The following is a 16,967-nucleotide window of genomic DNA, read 5'->3' as shown; positions in this document are numbered from 1 at the left end:
CAAGGTCGCGCCCAGCGACCTGGACCGCAACGTGTGGCGGCTGGAGTTCGCCATTGCGGTAGCCGTGATGGCGCACCGGCTCAACCTGATGCTCGCCATGTGGCCGGAGGTCGCCGCCGAACTCGAGCTGTTCGATACCCTGCCCACCGAGGTCCGTCGACCACCGGTCGATCTCGCGGTTGCCGTTCCCGAATCGCCCATGGGTAATGTGCTGGGCTTCCAATACGTCGAGGACGAGGCGAGCCGCCGCGACGGGCAGCTGGGCGAGTTCCGATTCTTCCGCTACACCGGCGTTGGCCGGGCGCTTCTCGTGAACATGCCGAATCTGTTCCCGGCCGACGGCCCTGGCCCGAATGTGGTGCTGCTCTCCGGCACCAGCTGGGCCGGTACCTCACCGCGTTACCACATCGACGTGCCAGTAGGGGCGATCCTCTGCCCTACCGCGGAGAAGCTGGCCGAGATAGAACGGACCACCTTTGCCCTCGACATTCAGCACACGGGCGAGCGCAGCACACCGATCTGGGTGTCCGGACGCTATGGCGCCGAGCGGACCGCAGCGCTGAGACAGATGGTGGCGGCCCTCACCAAACCCGGAGCCGGGCCCAGGCAACCGAATCGCCTCGAACGGGAAAGGGCCGCTCTACCACTCGATCGGCAGAAGATCATGCTCCTGGTCGGCAGCTATGCCGAGGCGCGTGCCGTGACCGCTGAGCTGCTTCGGCAGAAGTCGTCCTGGACTGGGCAGGTGCGGTGCCTGATCGGCGACGACGAGCAGGAAACCGGATGGGACGATACTCATCTGCTCCGTCGCGGTGACGTCGCCGATTTCGGCACCGACGATGCTTGGCTGCTCGTCGCACCGATCCTCGCCGTGGAACGCGGACACAACATCCTGAACACCGAAGGCATCGCCGCGATCGGTGCGGCCTTCTTTCTGGTCCGGCCACACCCGCGGCCCAAGGACCTCAGCTACGTCACGCAACGCATCAACCAGTACGCCCTCGAACAGCTCGCGCCGACACTGATCGGCGAGGGCCCCGATTACGAGAGGCTCGCCACGGCTGGCCGGCAGCGGCGGCGAGCCGCGCAGCGCGAATGGCGCCGGCTGTTGCACGCGCTCGTCGCCTACAGCCAGCTCGGCACCAGCGAACGCAACCGCGTCGCCTGGACCCAACTGGTCACGATCTGGCAGGTCGTCGGCCGCCTCCTCCGAGGCGGCCAGGCTGCCAAGATCTACTTCTGCGACGCCGCCTTCGCCCCAAACACCGCGCGCCGCGGCGAGGATGCCGCCGACCTCGACGACGCCAGCACCAGCCTGCTGCACGGCATGCGAGAGGTCCTCAGTCCGTACTTCGAGGCCAGCAGCGCACACCCCGACCGGCATCTGGTCCAAGCCCTGTACCAGCCCCTCTACCAGGCCCTCAGCGCAATGGGAGATCACTGACATGGCACCCCGCTACGACGAGCTCGCCGTCACCGTCCTCCGGCTCGACCCGGCGCATCCGGTCCGGCGCGGTTATCACCTCATGCGCTTTCCGGGGCGCTGGAAGGAACCGCTACGCCGGCTGGCGCAGGCACGCAGAGGTGGTGAGGTTGCCAGCATCCCCATTGCCTCGCTCAACGAGGCCATCACCGCCCTGGTGCCCGACTGCGTCGTCACGCTGCCGTACGCCGGACGCGGCGACGCGGACCAGGACTGGCTGCTCGCGTACCGCGAGATCAACCCGGCGGCGATCTTCGCCCTGGTCGCGGCGTGGGTACGAGCGCAGAAGGCCACACCGGAACAGATCAAGCTGACGTTGTCCCAGCTCAGCGCTGGCGACCTGGTTTGGTCGCCGGTGCACCTGGACCTGACCGCGCCCGATGATCGGCAGCGCGCTCTGCGGCTGCTGCCCATGGAGATCGCCGCCACCCTGTCCCGCCCGGACGCCTACTGCCCGCACAACAACCTGCGGTTCCTCCGATGCCCGAGCGCCGACGGAGCCGAGCTGATCTCCTGGCCGCCCGAGCGAGTCGAGGACCAGACCCCGTTCTCCGTCAAGGTCGGTATCACCGCGCAGACGCTTCCCACAAGCGAGGAGGTGCTGATCTACCTCTCGTTCGGTGTTCGACGCTGGATGCCGGTACGCGGCAAGCTCGCCTCCGACCACGGCCACTCGGTATACCTGGCACCGACCGTGCCGTACCTGACCGGACTAGAGAATTCCCGCCACTTCGGCACCGCCCGCATCCGGCGAACGAGAGTGACGACGGCTGACGGTACGACTGCGTTCGAGGCGCACTGGGACGATGCTGTCGCCCAGGTCCTGCGGGAGGCCGGCTGCCTCGACCGCCTACCCGACCCGGTGCAGCTGGTCGACAAGCCGATGGACTACCTGCAGCGTCATGGCGACGCCGCGGCCCTGGTCTACAGCACCGGGATGCTGTCGAGTGAAAAGGTCAGCGCCGGGCTGTCGGTCGCCGACCGCGAGCCGCTGATGACCTGGGTCGCCGACGAGCTGAGCCCACACTTTCAGCTCACCGCTCCGCTCCCTCGCCAGAAGTGCACGGTGTACAAGGGCCTCGGCGGAATCAGCGACGGCCCCATCTCCGCCGACTACCTCCGCGAGATCGTCGGCCCGCGCCTCACCGTCGAGCTGCTTACTGACACCGAGCGCGCCACCCAGTACGCCCTGGACCGGCTGGCCACCCGCCTTGGGGTCAGCGTTCCCTCCGCGTCCGACCTCAACGGTGCCGAAGTGAATCTCGACCTGGGCGACCTGAAGGTGGGGATCCGGCACCGGTCTGCGCCCACGATCCGCGCGGACCTCGAACGCGCCGGCGGCTCAATCCGCGATGCAGTACAGAGGCGAGTCGACCACGTCGTCGACACCCTCGGGCCGGCACCCCACCCGACCATCAGCCTCGTGGAGATCGGGCACCCGGACGACTACCAGGGAAGACGACGGGGAGACGACCCCAAGTTCGCCATTCGTCACGGCCTCCTGCAGACGGGTCGGCTGAGCCAGTTCGTCACCCCGGTCGCTGACCCGAAGCGCCCACCACGCGTACGCGAAGGCAAGGAACCCTCCGACGCCAACCGCGAACGGTTCGCTGCAGCTATCGACGACCTCTTCCGGCAACTCGGCATCCGGCCACAACTACTTCCTGAACCTGCGCGAGGCACGCTCACACGCAGACCCGCGCTGCTCGGCATCTGGATGATCCGGCAGAACAAGGGACAGGTCTGGGGCGTGGCACGACAGGTGCCGGTCGCGGTGCTCGCCGACCCGACCGGCGGCGAGATCCAGATCAGTGCACCCGAGGTGCCCTGGCAGCCCTTGCACACCGGCCTGCTGGAAGTCGGCAAGCGTTACCTCAACGCCAACCTCAAATGCGGGCCGGAGGACGTCGTCCGGTTCATCAAGGACGTCATCGACCAGGCCGTCGACGCCTACCCCGACACGCTGTTGCTCACCCACGCCCAGAACCTGCGCTCGGTCTGGAACACCTTGACCAACGGCCGCATGCAGCTCGATGTCTTGGGCTTCGGCGCCAGTGAACCCCGGCCGATCGGCAAGATGCGCGGCCTACGCCACGTACGAGTACGCACCGCGGAAGGCGGCGAGACGCCGGAATGCTACGGCGTCAGCGCCGAGGAAACCGGTCAGCCCAGGGGTCTGTGGCGATTCCTCCTGGCACGGGTCTACGGCAGCACCAGCGGCAAACCCGGCACCCACTCCGGAGCGCTCAAGGGCATATCGAAACTCGTGCCCGGCGAGCACAACGGCAAGCTCCAGGCGCCGAAGGCAAAGGCGCAGGTCTGGAATCCTCAATTCATCGAACTGACCGTGGCCGGGCTCCAGGACGGCGACAGCCCCGAGCACTGGGCCGCCCTCGCCCACGACCTTCGTGACGCGGCACCCTACGTCCGGGGCACCACCGTCCTGCCCTGGCCGTTGCATCTGGCAGAGCAGATTGAGGAGTACCTGCTGCCCTCGAAGATCAGTGCGACGCAGCTTGCCGAGCTACCCGAACCGGACTGAGGTTTGTCAGTAGGCGGGCCGCTGCTCCCACCGGATCAAGAGTCTCTGCCTGACGGGGACGTCGATGTTGTGCCCGGTGGATCCTTCCTGCCGGTCCCCAGGAGTCTGCGGACATGGCGTTCAGTTACTCCCAGGTGAGCGGCGATGTCCGCCGTGCTTGCGTCCGGACGTTCTGCCCTCACCTTCGACGCGGCTTCGGACGTGTCGTCGTGACCTCTGCGCCGATGCCCAGACGTCCCGGAGGTCCGAGGCGTCTTTCGTGTCCGGACAGCAGGGGAGGCGGTGACCGGTGCCGCCCGAGGTCCTGTATCAGCGTGCGCCGCAGTACCAGCGACAGTATGGAGTGGGTCCGCGCTGACGCCCTCGGTCGGCGCCGCTGGGGCCCGTCGGACGCGGGACAGCATCTCCACCACGAGTAGGAGCGCGATGGCGGGCCAGGCGGCCACGATGCGGGCGCCGAAGGTGGGCTGGGCTGCGGTGATGTTCGCGGCGACACTGGCGGTGACGCCGGCGAGGAACGCGATGCGGGCTGACCAGCGCACCGGACGCCCGGCGCGCTGGTCGTCGACCATCGCGGTGGACGCCACGATGAGCATCCCGTCGACGGAGATCGGCAGGACGTACGCGACCTCCGGACGCTCACCGAAGCGCAGGGCGACGTGGACCATGTGACTCCACGACGACCACGCCGCGATAGCCGCCACCGCAACGGTGCTCAGGTTCCGTGCGACGCGGGTCGGGTTCATAGGTCCACCTCCGCGGCGATGCGGACACGGATGGTCCGGACCTCGTCCGGGTCGAGCAACCGATGTCCGGCCACGACGACGCTGGTCTGGACCTCCGCCCACTGCTGCCACCGGCGGACCACTTCGCCGATGTCCAGACCGGTTGCGGCGGAGATGTCCGCGAGGTCAGCGCCGGCCCGCAGGGCGGCGTGGATCATCGCCGGTTGCCACCGGGCCCACCACGAGACCGCTGCCGCGGCCAAGGCCAATTCTGCGAGCGCATCGTTGCGCGTCGGCGGGAACGGATGTCCGGTTGCGTGGTTATGGAGGTCGATGAGGATCTGGTAGGGGTTGATCTCCTCGGCTTCGGCGAACCGGGTTGGTGGAGGAACAGGCCGGTTCATCGGCGTTCCTCCTTCGCGACGTACACGTCGAGGAGTGACACCGTGCGGACGAAGACTGCGTACGCCTCGGTGTCCGAGATGCTGGCGTTGGTGAGCGACTCGTGTAACTCGGCGATCAGCGTGGTGACCAACTCGTGGCGGACGGCCTTGCAAGGCGGCAAACGCAGTCCCGCCCCGACGGCCGACGCGAGGGTGACCGGGTTGTCCCGGCGGCGGATCATGCTCATCGGGAACCCCCGCGAGCCTGTGACCTGGTCAAACCTTCCGGCAGCGGATCACCGGCAATCGTGATGTGCGGTTCGCGCAGCGACGCGTCCGGCCCACCAAGACCGTGACCTGCTGTTGTGTCGCCGCGTCTTTGGCATTGCGCGAACCGGTGCCGTGGTCGGCGTTCAGTCCGGTAGAGGTTGTGCTGCCTTGCGGTTAATCGTGGTATAGCATCGTTGCTATGGCTTGGGGTGTCGTTGAGCTTGAGCCGGAGGTAGAGAAGTGGCTGGAGGGCCTGCCGGCTGCACAGTTCGCCCACGCGGCGTTCTACGTCGATCTGCTCGCTGAGCAAGGGCCGCTGCTGGGTGAGCCCTACACGAAGCAGCTCGATCGGAAGCTGCGCGAGTTGCGGTTCCACCTCGAGCGGCGGGCGGTCCGGATCACCTACTGGATCGCGACCGACAGGAGGATCATCCTGCTGACGGTCTTCCACAAGACGCGGATGCGGGACGAGCGGGAGATCGACCGGGCACGCCGGGCATTGGCACGGTGCATCGACGAGGCGCACGAGGTCGTGGACGAGGGGGACTAGGTCATGAGCCAAGGTGGCGGTTGGGCCGCTATGCGAGAGCGGCGGCTGGCTGAGCCAGGTGCCGCGGAGGCGTACGACGCCGCGCGGCTGGCGTTCGAACTCGGTCGTTCCGTTCGTGAGCTTCGCGAGCGCCGGGGCTGGAGTCAGACGCAGTTGGCGAAGGCCGCGGGGATGACCCAGTCCGCAGTGGCCCGGTTCGAGGCCGGTGGGACCGTTCCGACCCTGGTGGTGCTGGAGCGGTTGGCGACCGCGCTGGATGTGAGTCTCAAGGTGGGTTTCGAGCCGCGCGGCGAGGCGGCTTGAGTTGCGGGCCGTCGCCGCTGTGGCCGTCGTTCTGTTCATCGGGCACCGCCGCGAGCCTGTGACCTGGTCAAACCTTCCGGCAGTGGATCGCCGGCAACCGTGATGTGCGGTTCGCGCAGCGACGCGTCCGGCCCATTCTTGCCTGGCCTGCGTGTTCGTGCCGTCCGAGTGTGGCGAACCGCGAACCGCGGGTCGCTCGCGCCCGCGCCGGGCTCGATGTGATAGACGGGTATATGCCCAAGAGTCGTGGTCGTCCTGCGGGGCGGGGTAAGCCGAAGCGTCCGCAGCGTGCGGTGCGTGAACTGCGGTTGTCGGATCGGTTGATGCGTGACGCGGTGACGATCGTGTCCGAGGACAGTGCGCTTGAGGTCGAGCGGTGGGCCAGTGGCTGGCTCGGCTCGGCGTGGTCGGATGCCGGGCTCGGCGAGCGCGAGCCGGAGAAGACCTTCCACCTGGAGGTGGTGGGCCGGGCGTCGACCCGGCCGTCGCCGCACGGGCTGGCCGCGGTGGCGGCGCTGCGCCGTGTCGCCGTCCCTGGCGAGTGGTCGCTGCTGGATGGCACGCTGGAGATCCTGTCGGAGAGCCAGTCGGCGCCGCAGTGGTTCGCGATCCCCGCCTTCGAGCCGGTCAGGGCGTGGCGCGCGGTGGATGTCTGGGACAGCGAGCACGTGCTGTTCGTCGAGTTCGCCGGGCAGACGCCGCACACGTTGATGGCGCAAATCTCCCTCGCCGGCGGTGTGCTGGTTGACAAGCTGGCAATACTTCAGCCCGGGGCCGGGGAGACCTGGGACCGGCTGCGTGAGCCCGATGAGGTACCTATGCCGGCCGTCGAGTGCCCGGTCGAGGTTGCGCTGGCGGAGCTGGCGGATGCGTTGCGGACCACCGACATGACCTGGCCCCGTCAGGATGACGAGGACTTCATCGACTTGCGCGCGCTGGCCTGGTCGCGATGCCTGCCGTACCTGCCGGACTTCCGCGACTGGCAGTCGATGGGCGATGAGGAACGGGAGCGCCTGCTGGACGGGTTCGCGCCGGCGGACGACACGGTCGCCAGGTCGCTGGCCGATCTGTTCCTGGACTACGGGGATGGCTATATGACCAGTGGCCCGCTGTGCTGGAGTCCGGGGCAGGTCGGCTTGTTCCTGGCAGACTGGCTGCCGCGCAAGGCGGCGCTGGACGCCGAACAGCGTGCCGCGCTGCCGGATGTGTTGCGGCGCTGGATCCGGTACAGCCTGGAACGTCGTGCGGTCGACCCGGTATGGATCAGTCCGGTGGTCGAGGCTGTCGACACGTTCCTTCCCGCGTTCGAGGAGGCGTTCGACGACGCGGCGGCGTGGGGTCCGGCCAAGCAGATCGCTGAGGAGCTGGCGGCCCGCGGTATCGACCTCACCGACCCGGAGGCAGTCGACGGAGCGATGCGGGGACTCAACGCCGAACGCCTCGCTCGGCGTCTCATCGACTGATTGCCCGAACGAGGTGCCCCGTCGGGCTGCACCTGATCTCCTGACCGAGTACGGCAACGGCCTGGAAGACGCCGATGAGCAGCGGTGGATGAGCGGGCCGGTTCAGGTGCTGCGGGCGAGCGAGCAGTACTTGAGCTGGCCGGGCCTACCCTCCAATGAGCAGGACGTCGGTAAGGGACCAGGTGAACTGCGCGATCGCCGAGCGGGTGGCGCCGAAGCTCACCCGGTGACGTCGAACACGTAGAGGCCGTAGTCGCCGTGCGCGAGCAGGCCCTTGGGCAGCCACCGGACGCCGCGTAGCGGGCCGGCGGTGCGGGCCACCGGCCCAGGCGCGCCGGTGGCGACGTTCCACAGCCGCACGTCGGCGCCGTCGACCTCAGCCCGCCAGACGCCGTCGGGGCTGATCCGTGTCGGCCCGGGCGGTGCCGGGGCGCCGCTCGGTGGACCCGTCGCGGCGCCACCGGTGGTCGTGTCCCAGGCCCGGGTGCCGTCCTCGTGGCTGGTGGTGAGGCGGCGGCCGTCGGGGCTGATTGTGAAGCCGTTGATGTGTGACCGGAAGTGGCCCCGGATCTCAAAGCGTTTGCTCTGCGTCGCGATGTCCCACACCTGAACGGTGCTGGACACCGGTGGGTCCGCTACGACCCCGGGGAAGTAGTTGTCCCAGGTTCGGAGGGCGAGCCAGGTGCCGTCGGAGCCGAACTTGACGTCGCGCGAGCGCGAGTAGCACTTCATGCTCGCGACCGCCTCGCCGGTGACGAGGTCGGTCACCGTCACGAACTTGCCACCGCCGGCGACGGCGAGCAGTCGCCCGTCCGGGCTGACGTCGAACCCGTACGACGAGGGCACCGGCGTGCCGTGCCGCTGCGGATCGTCGGCGGGGCGCCAGCGGGGCACCAGCCGCGGCCGGGGCGATGCCGCCTCGACGACCCGCACCTGCTCGGCCCACGGGTTGGGGCGGTACGGATCCTCGCGCCAGGTGTTGGCGTACCGCAGCGCGTGGTGCAACACGTCGTCGTCCGGCGGGTCCAGCCGGGTGCTGGCGCGCTTGTAGGCGTCGCGCAGGTGCGTGGTGACGCGTTCGGTGGAACCCGGGACGACCGCCATGAGGTCACGCAACGGCCCACCCGGACCGGTGCGCATCAGTCGCGCGGTGACCCAACGCAGGTCGCCCGCCAGCAGTTCGGCTTCGAGCTGACGGCCGGCGGCAAGCAGGTGCCACACCAGCCGCTCCCACAGGTAAGCGTTGGCCGGGTCGAGCTCCCACCAGGCCCGGTCGGGGCCGGTGGCGATCAGGGGCCGGGCCCGGGGCAGCCGGGCCGCCAGGTCGTCGACGAGGGCGGCGCCCACCGCGGCGAACCACTCCGCCGGCCGGTCGTGGCGCAGGACGGCGTGCGCCGTCGGGTCGAGTGTGACGCCTCCGTCGACGGCGACCGCTCCGGCGACCCGGTGCAGCAGCCGGTCGGTGTCGTCGAGGCTGAGACCGCCGGTCACCCGCCACAGGCTCCGGACCAGGCCGACCGGTACCGGTTCGCCGGGGAAGAACACGGCAAGTTCTGCGACGCGGTCCGCGTCCCCGGGGAGACCGGCACGTGCCGCGAGCTCGGCGCGGGCCGCGTTGACGGCGGCGGCCGCGTCGACCTCGACCACGACCGACCCGGCCGGCAGTCCCTCGCGGTTGGCGGCCAACAGCAGGTTCACATGCCCGCGACGTTCGGAGAACAGGTTCGCGGGGCTCCATCCGCCGCCGGTGTCGTCGACGACCAGGAGCAGGCGCCGGTGCCGGCGCATGAGCCGGTCGCGCTGGAACAGCCACCCGTCGTACGGCACCGCGGTTCCCGGGCTCAGCCGGGTGAGAAGACCGTGCTGGAGGTCCCAACTCGTGGCACTGTCGGGACACTCCCGGCCGGCCGTCACCCACGCGACGTGGCGGCCGAACCGGCGGCGGATCCGCCGGTCGGCGAGCACCGCCCGCCCCACCGCGACGACGCCGACGTCACACCCCGGCTCCCGCGGCACCACCGCGACCCGCGCCCGGCCCGCCGGCCACCACCGACGCCAGAGCACCGCACGCACCACCCGATCGACATCGGTCGAGGCCATGCACCCCAGTGTTTCAACCGCGGGCTACCCGGCGAAGAAGTCGACGACGTTTGTTTCGAGCCGCGCAGCACGGCGGCTTGAGCCGCAGCCAATCGCCACTGTGCCGCTCATCGCGCACCGCCGCGATCCTGTGACCTGGTCAAACCTGCCGGCGGCGGATCACCGGCAACCGTGCTGTGCGGTTCGCGCAGCGACGCGTCCGCCCCACCTGGATCCTGCATGCGAACCGCGGCCTGGTTGTCCGGATAGTGGTGGCTGTGGCTGGGTGCTGATGAATCGCCGGGTGGCGTTCCCTATCCTGCGCGGGTGTCTTCGCTCAGTGATGCCGAGCTCGATGCTCTGGTCGCCGAGGCGGTCGTGGACTGCTACGACGAGCATGAGCAGCTCAGTGGCCTGTTCGTCATGATCCAGGACAACCTGGCGGTGCCGTTCGACACCGAGGTTCTCGGTGTGCCGGTGGTGGTCCGGAAGGTGGATCTGCGCTCGTCGGGGATCGTGGCGATCTGTCACCGCGGCCGGATCCGGCAGGCTATCGGCATCCTGGACCTGCCGCTGCCGGATCCAGCGCCTGACGGTGCGCGGTGGATCGAGGCGTACCGGTGGTGGGTGGGCCAGTGAGCGAGTATCAGTACTACGAGTTCGTGGCGCTCGACCAGGCGTTGACGGCGAAGCAGCAGGGCGAGTTGCGGGCGGTGTCGACCCGGGGCCGCATCAGTTCGTCGAGTTTCGTCAACGACTACCAGTGGGGCGATCTCAAGACCGATCCTGCCAAGTGGATGGAGCGGTACTTCGACGCGCACCTCTATCTGGCGAATTGGGGTACCCGGCGGATCATGCTGCGGCTGCCCAAGGCGACGCTGGCCCCGGAGACGGCGGCGAGATTCTGCGTCGGTGAGTCGGCCGGCTCCTGGACGACCCGTACGCATGTGGTCCTTGATCTTCGTAGTGAGGACGAGGACGGCGACGAGGAGCGGTGGGACGAGGAGTCGCGGCTCTCGGCGATCATTCCGGCTCGGGCGGAACTGGCCGCCGGTGATCAGCGGCTGCTGTATCTGGCCTGGCTGCTGTGTGTCCAGAATCGGGAACTGGCGGACGACGAGCCGGAGCCGCCGGTCCCGGCGGGGCTGTCCAGACTGAGCGGGTCGTTGCAGGCCCTGGCTGACTTCCTTCGCCTCGACGCCGATCTGCTGGGCGTGGCGGCAGCGGCGAGCCGGCCGTTGCCCGAGAAGGAGCCCTCGGCCGCCGTCCTACGCCGCTGGGTGAAGCGGTTGCCGGAGGCGGACAAGGACGAGGTGCTGCTGCGGGTGCTGCGCGGTGACGGCGGGTTGCTGAGATCGGAGTTGCTGCGCCGATTCCACGGCGCGACGGAGGAGGATCCAGCCGCCGGGACGAGGCGGGCCGCAGGTGATCTGCTCGCCGCGGCGGAGAAGCGCTGGGCTGTCCGGCAGCAGCAGATCCGGGAGCGTGAGGCGGCCGAGCGTCGACGTCGTGAGGAGACGGCTGCCGCGGCCCGCGAGCAGCGCTTGGACGCGCTGGCACGGCACCTGGTGCAAGCTTGGAACCAGGTGGATGAACTGATCGCGACGAAGCGGCCGAAGGATTACGACGCGGCGGCCACCCTGCTGCTGGATCTTCAGGCGCTGGCGGTACGGGAGGGTGAGATCTTCGAGTTCGCGGAGCAGATGGCCCGGCTGCGGGAGCGGCATGCCCGCAAGCCGAGCTTGATCGATCGGTTCGACCGGGTGCGGCTGAACTGACCTGGCTGCGTGGCCGGCTTGTGCAAGTTGACCGGTGGTTCCGTTGACGCGGTGACCGACGATGAGGTCGCTCGGCTGCGTCGTGAGCTGGGCATCCCACTCCCGCTGGTCAGAAGCGGCTGACGATCACCAGCCGGTGAGTTCCTCCTCGGCCTCCCGTAGAGCCTTGCGCGCCTTCCTCCGGTCTCGGCGGGTCGGTTTACGTCGCATGGTCGAGGGATGTGGGCGCTCGGGCCGTTTGTTCTCCCGCCGCCAGTCGAAGCCCCAGGCGAAGTCGTTTCGGGCCCACAAGGCCAGGAGGGCGGCCGCGAGGATGCTGCCGCCCCAGATCAGACCGGACAGGCTGTCGCCGAGGCCTCCCCGGGTGTCGCAGGGACGGATGTTCTCGGGTTTGGTGGCGTCGATCTCCACGCATACGGTCGCGCCGAGGTCGGGGTTGCCGGGGATTCCGCGCAGTGGCGTGCTGAACGAGCGATCCTGATAGGCGTACGAAATGTAGTGCTTGTCGTCGTGGAATTTTCCCTCTTTGTCCAGCTCCGTGAAGGTGCCGGAGAGACGCACCGGATGCGCGTCTATCCCGCGCTGGACGGGGATCTGCTGCATGATGCCGAACACTTCGGAGGCCAACCCGATGATGCAGATTCCCACGAGGATCCAGAGGAACGGTGCTATCCGGTCAAGGAACGACAACAACTTCACCCCCACCTACCCGGCTACGGCGCCGATTGTGACAACCCCCGACAAGGATGAACAGTTGTTCGTGGGGAGACTCTGACTTCGTCGTGCGGCTCCTTGGCGCTGCGAAGCAACGCGATCTGGTTGGAGGTCGACCACGACCGCCGCCTCCTGCCAGTCGGCTGGAGAAGGATGGGACCGGCGCAGTTCACACCAGGCCCTGGCCACCGTCAGGCGGCCGATACGACCGGGCCGGGCTCGTTCGAGCGGTACGCGCATGAATGGGCAGGTACGGGCGCCGCGTCTACATGGTCTCCCCGGCCGTTGTCCGAAGTGTCGTCTGCCAGGGCTCGCTGCGTAGCCAGGATGCGGTCGCCGAGCCCGCTGGGGCCGTCGCCTGCCACGTCGGCGAGGATCCGTAGGGCCGTGCGGCACGTACGGTGGGCTGCCGCAGTCGCGCCCACCGCCGTGAGCGCGTCAGCCAGCGTTGCGAGTGCGCGGACGCGTCGGTGCGAGTCCCCTATCTCGTCGCTTATGTTCACCGCTTGCTGGCCGAACTTGACTGCCTCGTGCGGCATCGCCAGGCGAACGTGAACGTCGGCCATTGTGATCATGGTGTCGCAGCGTGCTGCCTGATCCTGGGTCCGGTCGTGAATTTCCAGTGCGATGCCACAGTGTTCCCTTGCCAGTTCCAGCTCACCGGTGTGCAGACGGAGGTTGCCCAGTCTGCCGTGGGTCGCTCCGCTACCACGTAGCGATCCGATGCGTTCCCGTATCCGCAGCGCCCCGAAGTAGTGCGCTGCGGATTGTCGGTACTTTCCGAGATCCAGGTAGGCGTCACCAAGCCGGTGCAGTACGGCCGCCTCGCCGGCTGATTCGGCCGTCCTGCGGCAGACGGTCAGCGCCTGCTCGTAGATGTTGATGGCCTCGACGGCCCGACCCGAGCTCAGATAGGCGGAGCCGAGATTGTGCGCACAGATGGTCTCCGCCTCGATGTGGCCGGTGCTACGAGCCAGTTGTCGGGCGGCGGCGAAGCTCTCTGCCGCATGCTGGTACGAGTGCATGGTCAGGTAGGTGGCACCCAGATTGGTCAGCGTGCCGATCTGCCCGATCTCGTGTCCATCACGCTGTGCCGATGCGAGCGCCAGCTTGTTGAGGTGCAGGATGTCGTCCTGACGGCCATACCGTTCGAAGATCTCGTGAATGACGCCCGGTATCTGCCAGCCGTGGCGGTCGAAGCCGTTCTGCGCTGCCCACCTGCTCACGGCACACAGGTTCGCCCGCTCGGTCTGACACCACTTCATGGCCTCGACGTCCGTTGCGAAGGACATCGGTCTGGTCTCAGGGGAGTTGGGCAGGTCTGGCATCGCCGGCCATTCCGGTGCCAGAGCGGCTGCGGCTGCGGCCGCGGACAGCAGGTACCAGTCCAGCAGCCTGCGCAGCGCCTGGTCGGTCTCGTGTTTGTTGTCCTCGATGGCACTGCGGTCCAAGGCGTAGAGCCGTAGGAGGTCGTGAAAGCGATAGCGGCGGGAGGTGTCATGGTTGATCAGGTGGGCTTTGGCGAGTCCGTTGAGGAGCGGTTGAGCCCGGCCGGCTTCGCAGGCGGTAAGCGCGCCGGCCGCTTCGGCGCTGACGTTCGGGCCGGGATGAAGGGCAAGCCGGCGGAACAAACGGGCGGTGTCGCTGCTCAGAGCGTCATACGACCAGGCGAAGACGGTGGGCAGAGAGGTTGCCTCATCGATCTCGCCGCTGGCGGCGAGCAGGCGGCCGTGGAGTTCATTGGAGAGATCGCTGATTGCGGCCAGGGGCCGCTGCGCGATGTGTTCGCCGATCACGCGCAGGGCCAGGGGCAGCCCGTTGGCCAGTCGCGCCAGGAGTGTCAAGCAGTCCGGTTCGGTCTCTGCTCGTGATTCCCCGATCACCTGGCGGAGCAGCTGCACCGACTCGGTCTCGTCCAGCGGCGCGACGGTGACGTGTCGGACTCCGTTGCGGATGGTAAGTCCACCGAGCCTGGTGCGGCTGGTAATGATGGTCGCGCAGTCGTCGGCGTCGGGAATCAATGCCCGGGCTTGGGGGCAGTCGAGCACATTGTCCAGAACGATCAACATCCTGCGCCCCGTGAGGAGTTGGTTGAAGCGGTCCCGTCGCTGCTCGAACGTGCGGGGCATGCGATCAGGCGGCACCTCGAGCGCTCGCAGGAATCGGTCCAGCGCGTCGTTGGGGTCCACCGGCGGCGCCGGCCCGTACGCGCTCGCGTCCAGGTACAGCTGTCCGCCGGGGAAGCGGTCACGGTTGCGGTGTGCCCAGTGCGTCGCCAGGGTGGTCTTGCCGACCCCTGGCATCCCCGTGATGACGACGACGTGGCCGTTCGGCTGGTCGGGAGCCACGAGGGTGTCGAGTTCCCCGAGGACGACGTCGCGGCCCGTGAAGTCGTTGATGCCCTTCGGCAGCCGACGCGGTGCTCTGCCGGGACTTGAGCAGCCGGCGGCGTCGTGCGGCGCCGTGATTGTGTTCGGGTCTATGGCCGGCTCGGCGTGCATCTCCCGGCGGAATCGTCGCTGGAAGTTGACGAGAAAACGCCGAGCTTCGTCCTGCCGACCGGTCGCCGTCAGCGCGGTGATCCACGACCGGGCGAGCGCCTCGTCGAGATCGTGATCCCGGACGATGGGTTCGAGTTGGGTGAGCACGGATTCGGGTCTGCCGGCCCGCAGCCAACTGTGCGCCAGAAGCTTGTGGGCGTCGAGCAACTTCTCGTTCAGCTGTCGACGTAGGTCATCCGCGTGCGGGCCGCACAGTTCCGCAAGTGGTTCTCCCCGCCACAGCGTCAGAGCATTGACCAAGGTGGTCGCCGAGCGCTCGAAGTCGCCGGTGGATGTCGCCTCACGAGCCTCCGCCAGGGCATGCCGGAACTGATGAAAGTCCACATACTGAGGACTGATGTCGAGACGATAGGCTCCCGAACCGTTGACCCGGGTGAGCACATCAGTTAGTCCCACCTGGCTGAGGACCGCCCGTAACCTGCTGGCGAGCGAGTACAACGTTCTTCGGCGATCGGTGCTGGCTGCGTCCCGCCAGAGGTGCTCCGCGATCATTTCCACGCGGACGGGTTCTCCGACGCGGTACAACAGCACGGCGAGCATGCCTCGTTGTTTAGCGGCCCCGAGTGGAACATTCCTGCCGTTGTTGATCAGTTCCGTCGGACCGAGTATCCCGAACATCAATGGCCCCCTCACCCCGTGTCCCTCAACCATCACTCACGGCATGTTCGCTGCGCTGGTTCACCCTTCTTTGCGCGTACTGCGCTAGATCTGACACGTCATTGCGATTTCTCGTGCAAGCGCTTTGCAACCTCGCGCGCCATCATGCGGACAACTCGTTGGCCGCACGCTGTGGGCGTCGAATCACCGCGGAGGGGGCGAGGTCCGAATGATGGATCATGAATGGATTCAGGCACCGATTGGTATCGACTCGCGGCGATGGGTTTCCCGTGTCGACTGCCGCACGGTGCTGGTGGTGGCCCACACCATGGCGACGTGTCATCGGCTGCTCGACGTGGTCGAGCTGGTCGAGTGCGATCCACGGGTGCAGGTCGTGTTCACCGTGGCACCGGACGTCTTCAACGTCGGTGTGAAACATCATCTACGGGCACTTGGCGCCGTCGTCTTGTCGTGGGAGCAGGCCACCAGAGAGACTTTCGATGTAGTGATCGCCGCCTCGCACGGCGGACTGCATGAGCTTCATGGCCCCCTGATGGTGATGGCGCACGGAGCGGGCCGCGCCAAGATCGCCATCCGGCCCGCCCGCGGCGGGCCGCCGCTGAGAACACCAACGGTGTACGGCCTCGATGCGCAGCGTTTGGCACGCGACGGGCGCATTCTGGCATCGAAAATTTTGCTGGCTCACGAGAAAGAACGCGATGTCCTGTCACGCCAGTGCCCTGAGGCGCTCGGAGCGGCGGTTGTCGCGGGCGATGTCTGCTTCGACCGGCTCGTTGCAAGTCTGCCCTTGCGGGAGCGATATCGACGTGCGCTCGGAATTGACGACGATCAGCAACTCGTTGTTGTCAGTTCGACCTGGGGACACCATGGCCTCTTCGGCGGCGATCCTGGCCTTCTCCCGCAGATCATGAATCAGTTGTCCCCGCGACGGTTCCGGGTCGCGACGCTGTTGCATCCCGCGGTGTGGGGCGCGCACGGTCAGCGCCAGATACGCGCCTGGACGCAGGACTGCCAGGAGGCTGGGATGCTCCTTCCCGACCCGTGCGACGACTGGCGCGCCGTCGTGGCCGCCGCTGACGTTCTGGTTGGTGACTACGGCTCTGTCACCGCCTACGCGGCCGCGATCGGTTTGCCGATCCTCTGCCGGACCATGCGAGGACCCGAGAAGGTCGCGCCCGGCTCACCCCAGGCGCTGGCGATCGACAGCGCCGGCCGACTGGACCCGTCAAGATCCATCCGTGCCCAGGTGCGGGCCGCGCGGCCTGTCGACTTCCCCCGCGTTGCGGCGGCGATCACTTCGCGGCCGGGACGATCCCGTGGTCTCGTGCGTCACGCGCTTTACCAGCTGCTGGGTCTTCGCGAGCCGGGCAGACATCGAGCACTCGCGGCTGTGGCGGTTCCTCAGTCCACAGCCGCCGGAGATCGATCATGAATGACCGGCAGGAGCCGGTCATTGTCCGCGACTTCCCGGGTACGTCCCTTTGCTCCCCGGTTGCGC

The 16,967-nt window shown here is 68.0% G+C and carries 13 protein-coding genes and 1 pseudogene; 8 read left to right on the top strand and 6 right to left on the bottom strand.

The annotated features are described in order from the left end of the window. Both DMB66_RS32955 and DMB66_RS32950 read left to right on the top strand, forming a co-directional pair. Positions 1-1,444: pseudogene (locus DMB66_RS32955) on the top strand (transposase); the annotation flags it as partial. A 1-nt stretch (position 1,445) separates the two neighbouring features. Beyond that, positions 1,446-4,025 (top strand): pPIWI_RE module domain-containing protein, encoded by a 2,580-nt coding sequence (locus DMB66_RS32950; protein WP_125808027.1) that lies wholly within the window; start codon positions 1,446-1,448, stop codon positions 4,023-4,025. Between the two features lie 35 nt (positions 4,026-4,060). Here the strand turns inward: DMB66_RS32950 and DMB66_RS32945 are convergent, their stop codons facing one another. From DMB66_RS32945 to DMB66_RS32935, 3 genes are all read right to left on the bottom strand, one after another. After that, a complete protein-coding gene (locus tag DMB66_RS32945) occupies positions 4,061-4,693 on the bottom strand; it encodes a DUF2637 domain-containing protein (RefSeq protein WP_233625017.1) in 633 nt (210 codons plus the stop codon). A gap of 74 nt (positions 4,694-4,767) precedes the next feature. Then, the gene (locus DMB66_RS32940) at positions 4,768-5,154 is read right to left on the bottom strand and encodes a hypothetical protein (RefSeq protein WP_125808025.1); all 387 of its coding nucleotides are present in this window, start codon (positions 5,152-5,154) and stop codon (positions 4,768-4,770) included. After that, the gene (locus DMB66_RS32935; RefSeq protein WP_125808024.1) at positions 5,151-5,381 is read right to left on the bottom strand and encodes a hypothetical protein; all 231 of its coding nucleotides are present in this window, start codon (positions 5,379-5,381) and stop codon (positions 5,151-5,153) included. Before DMB66_RS32935 ends, DMB66_RS32940 begins: the two co-directional genes overlap by 4 nt. Positions 5,382-5,602: 221 nt before the next feature. Here DMB66_RS32935 and DMB66_RS32930 point away from each other — a divergent pair, with 221 nt between their 5' ends. The 3 genes from DMB66_RS32930 to DMB66_RS32920 all read left to right on the top strand — a co-directional run bounded on the left by DMB66_RS32930 (position 5,603) and on the right by DMB66_RS32920 (position 7,719). After that, positions 5,603-5,953, top strand: coding sequence for a type II toxin-antitoxin system RelE/ParE family toxin (locus DMB66_RS32930; protein ID WP_125808023.1), 351 nt, complete (start codon positions 5,603-5,605; stop codon positions 5,951-5,953). 30 nt (positions 5,954-5,983) lie between these two features. Further along, entirely contained in the window at positions 5,984-6,256 is a 273-nt protein-coding gene (locus tag DMB66_RS32925) for a helix-turn-helix transcriptional regulator (RefSeq protein ID WP_233625015.1), read from the top strand. Positions 6,257-6,426: 170 nt separating this feature from the next. Continuing rightward, positions 6,427-7,719, top strand: coding sequence for a hypothetical protein (locus DMB66_RS32920; protein ID WP_233625014.1), 1,293 nt, complete (start codon positions 6,427-6,429; stop codon positions 7,717-7,719). A 219-nt stretch (positions 7,720-7,938) separates the two neighbouring features. Here DMB66_RS32920 and DMB66_RS32915 read toward each other — a convergent pair whose 3' ends face one another. After that, positions 7,939-9,819, bottom strand: a complete 1,881-nt coding sequence (locus DMB66_RS32915) for a WD40 repeat domain-containing protein (protein ID WP_125808021.1) — start codon at positions 9,817-9,819, stop codon at positions 7,939-7,941. 306 nt (positions 9,820-10,125) lie between these two features. Between DMB66_RS32915 and DMB66_RS32910 the strand changes: the two genes are divergently transcribed. Then, positions 10,126-10,437 (top strand): hypothetical protein, encoded by a 312-nt coding sequence (locus DMB66_RS32910; protein ID WP_125808020.1) that lies wholly within the window; start codon positions 10,126-10,128, stop codon positions 10,435-10,437. After that, positions 10,434-11,576, top strand: a complete 1,143-nt coding sequence (locus DMB66_RS32905) for a hypothetical protein (RefSeq protein WP_125808019.1) — start codon at positions 10,434-10,436, stop codon at positions 11,574-11,576. Before DMB66_RS32910 ends, DMB66_RS32905 begins: the two co-directional genes overlap by 4 nt. Positions 11,577-11,702: 126 nt before the next feature. Here the strand turns inward: DMB66_RS32905 and DMB66_RS32900 are convergent, their stop codons facing one another. Together DMB66_RS32900 and DMB66_RS32895 are read right to left on the bottom strand one after the other, a co-directional pair. Next, positions 11,703-12,275: a hypothetical protein gene (locus DMB66_RS32900; protein WP_125808018.1), complete on the bottom strand. Its 573-nt coding sequence runs from the start codon at positions 12,273-12,275 to the stop codon at positions 11,703-11,705. Between the two features lie 206 nt (positions 12,276-12,481). Next, the gene (locus DMB66_RS32895) at positions 12,482-15,391 is read right to left on the bottom strand and encodes a BTAD domain-containing putative transcriptional regulator (protein ID WP_158647456.1); all 2,910 of its coding nucleotides are present in this window, start codon (positions 15,389-15,391) and stop codon (positions 12,482-12,484) included. Between the two features lie 286 nt (positions 15,392-15,677). Here DMB66_RS32895 and DMB66_RS32890 point away from each other — a divergent pair, with 286 nt between their 5' ends. Next, positions 15,678-16,901 carry a hypothetical protein gene (locus DMB66_RS32890; protein WP_125808016.1) on the top strand — a complete coding sequence of 408 codons (1,224 nt, stop codon included), beginning with the start codon at positions 15,678-15,680 and terminating at the stop codon, positions 16,899-16,901. Positions 16,902-16,967 lie beyond the last annotated feature (66 nt).

This window comes from Actinoplanes sp. ATCC 53533 (genome assembly GCF_003947245.1).
The sequence above is the reverse complement of the archived record's forward strand: the minus strand, read 5'-3'. Positions and strand labels throughout refer to the sequence as shown.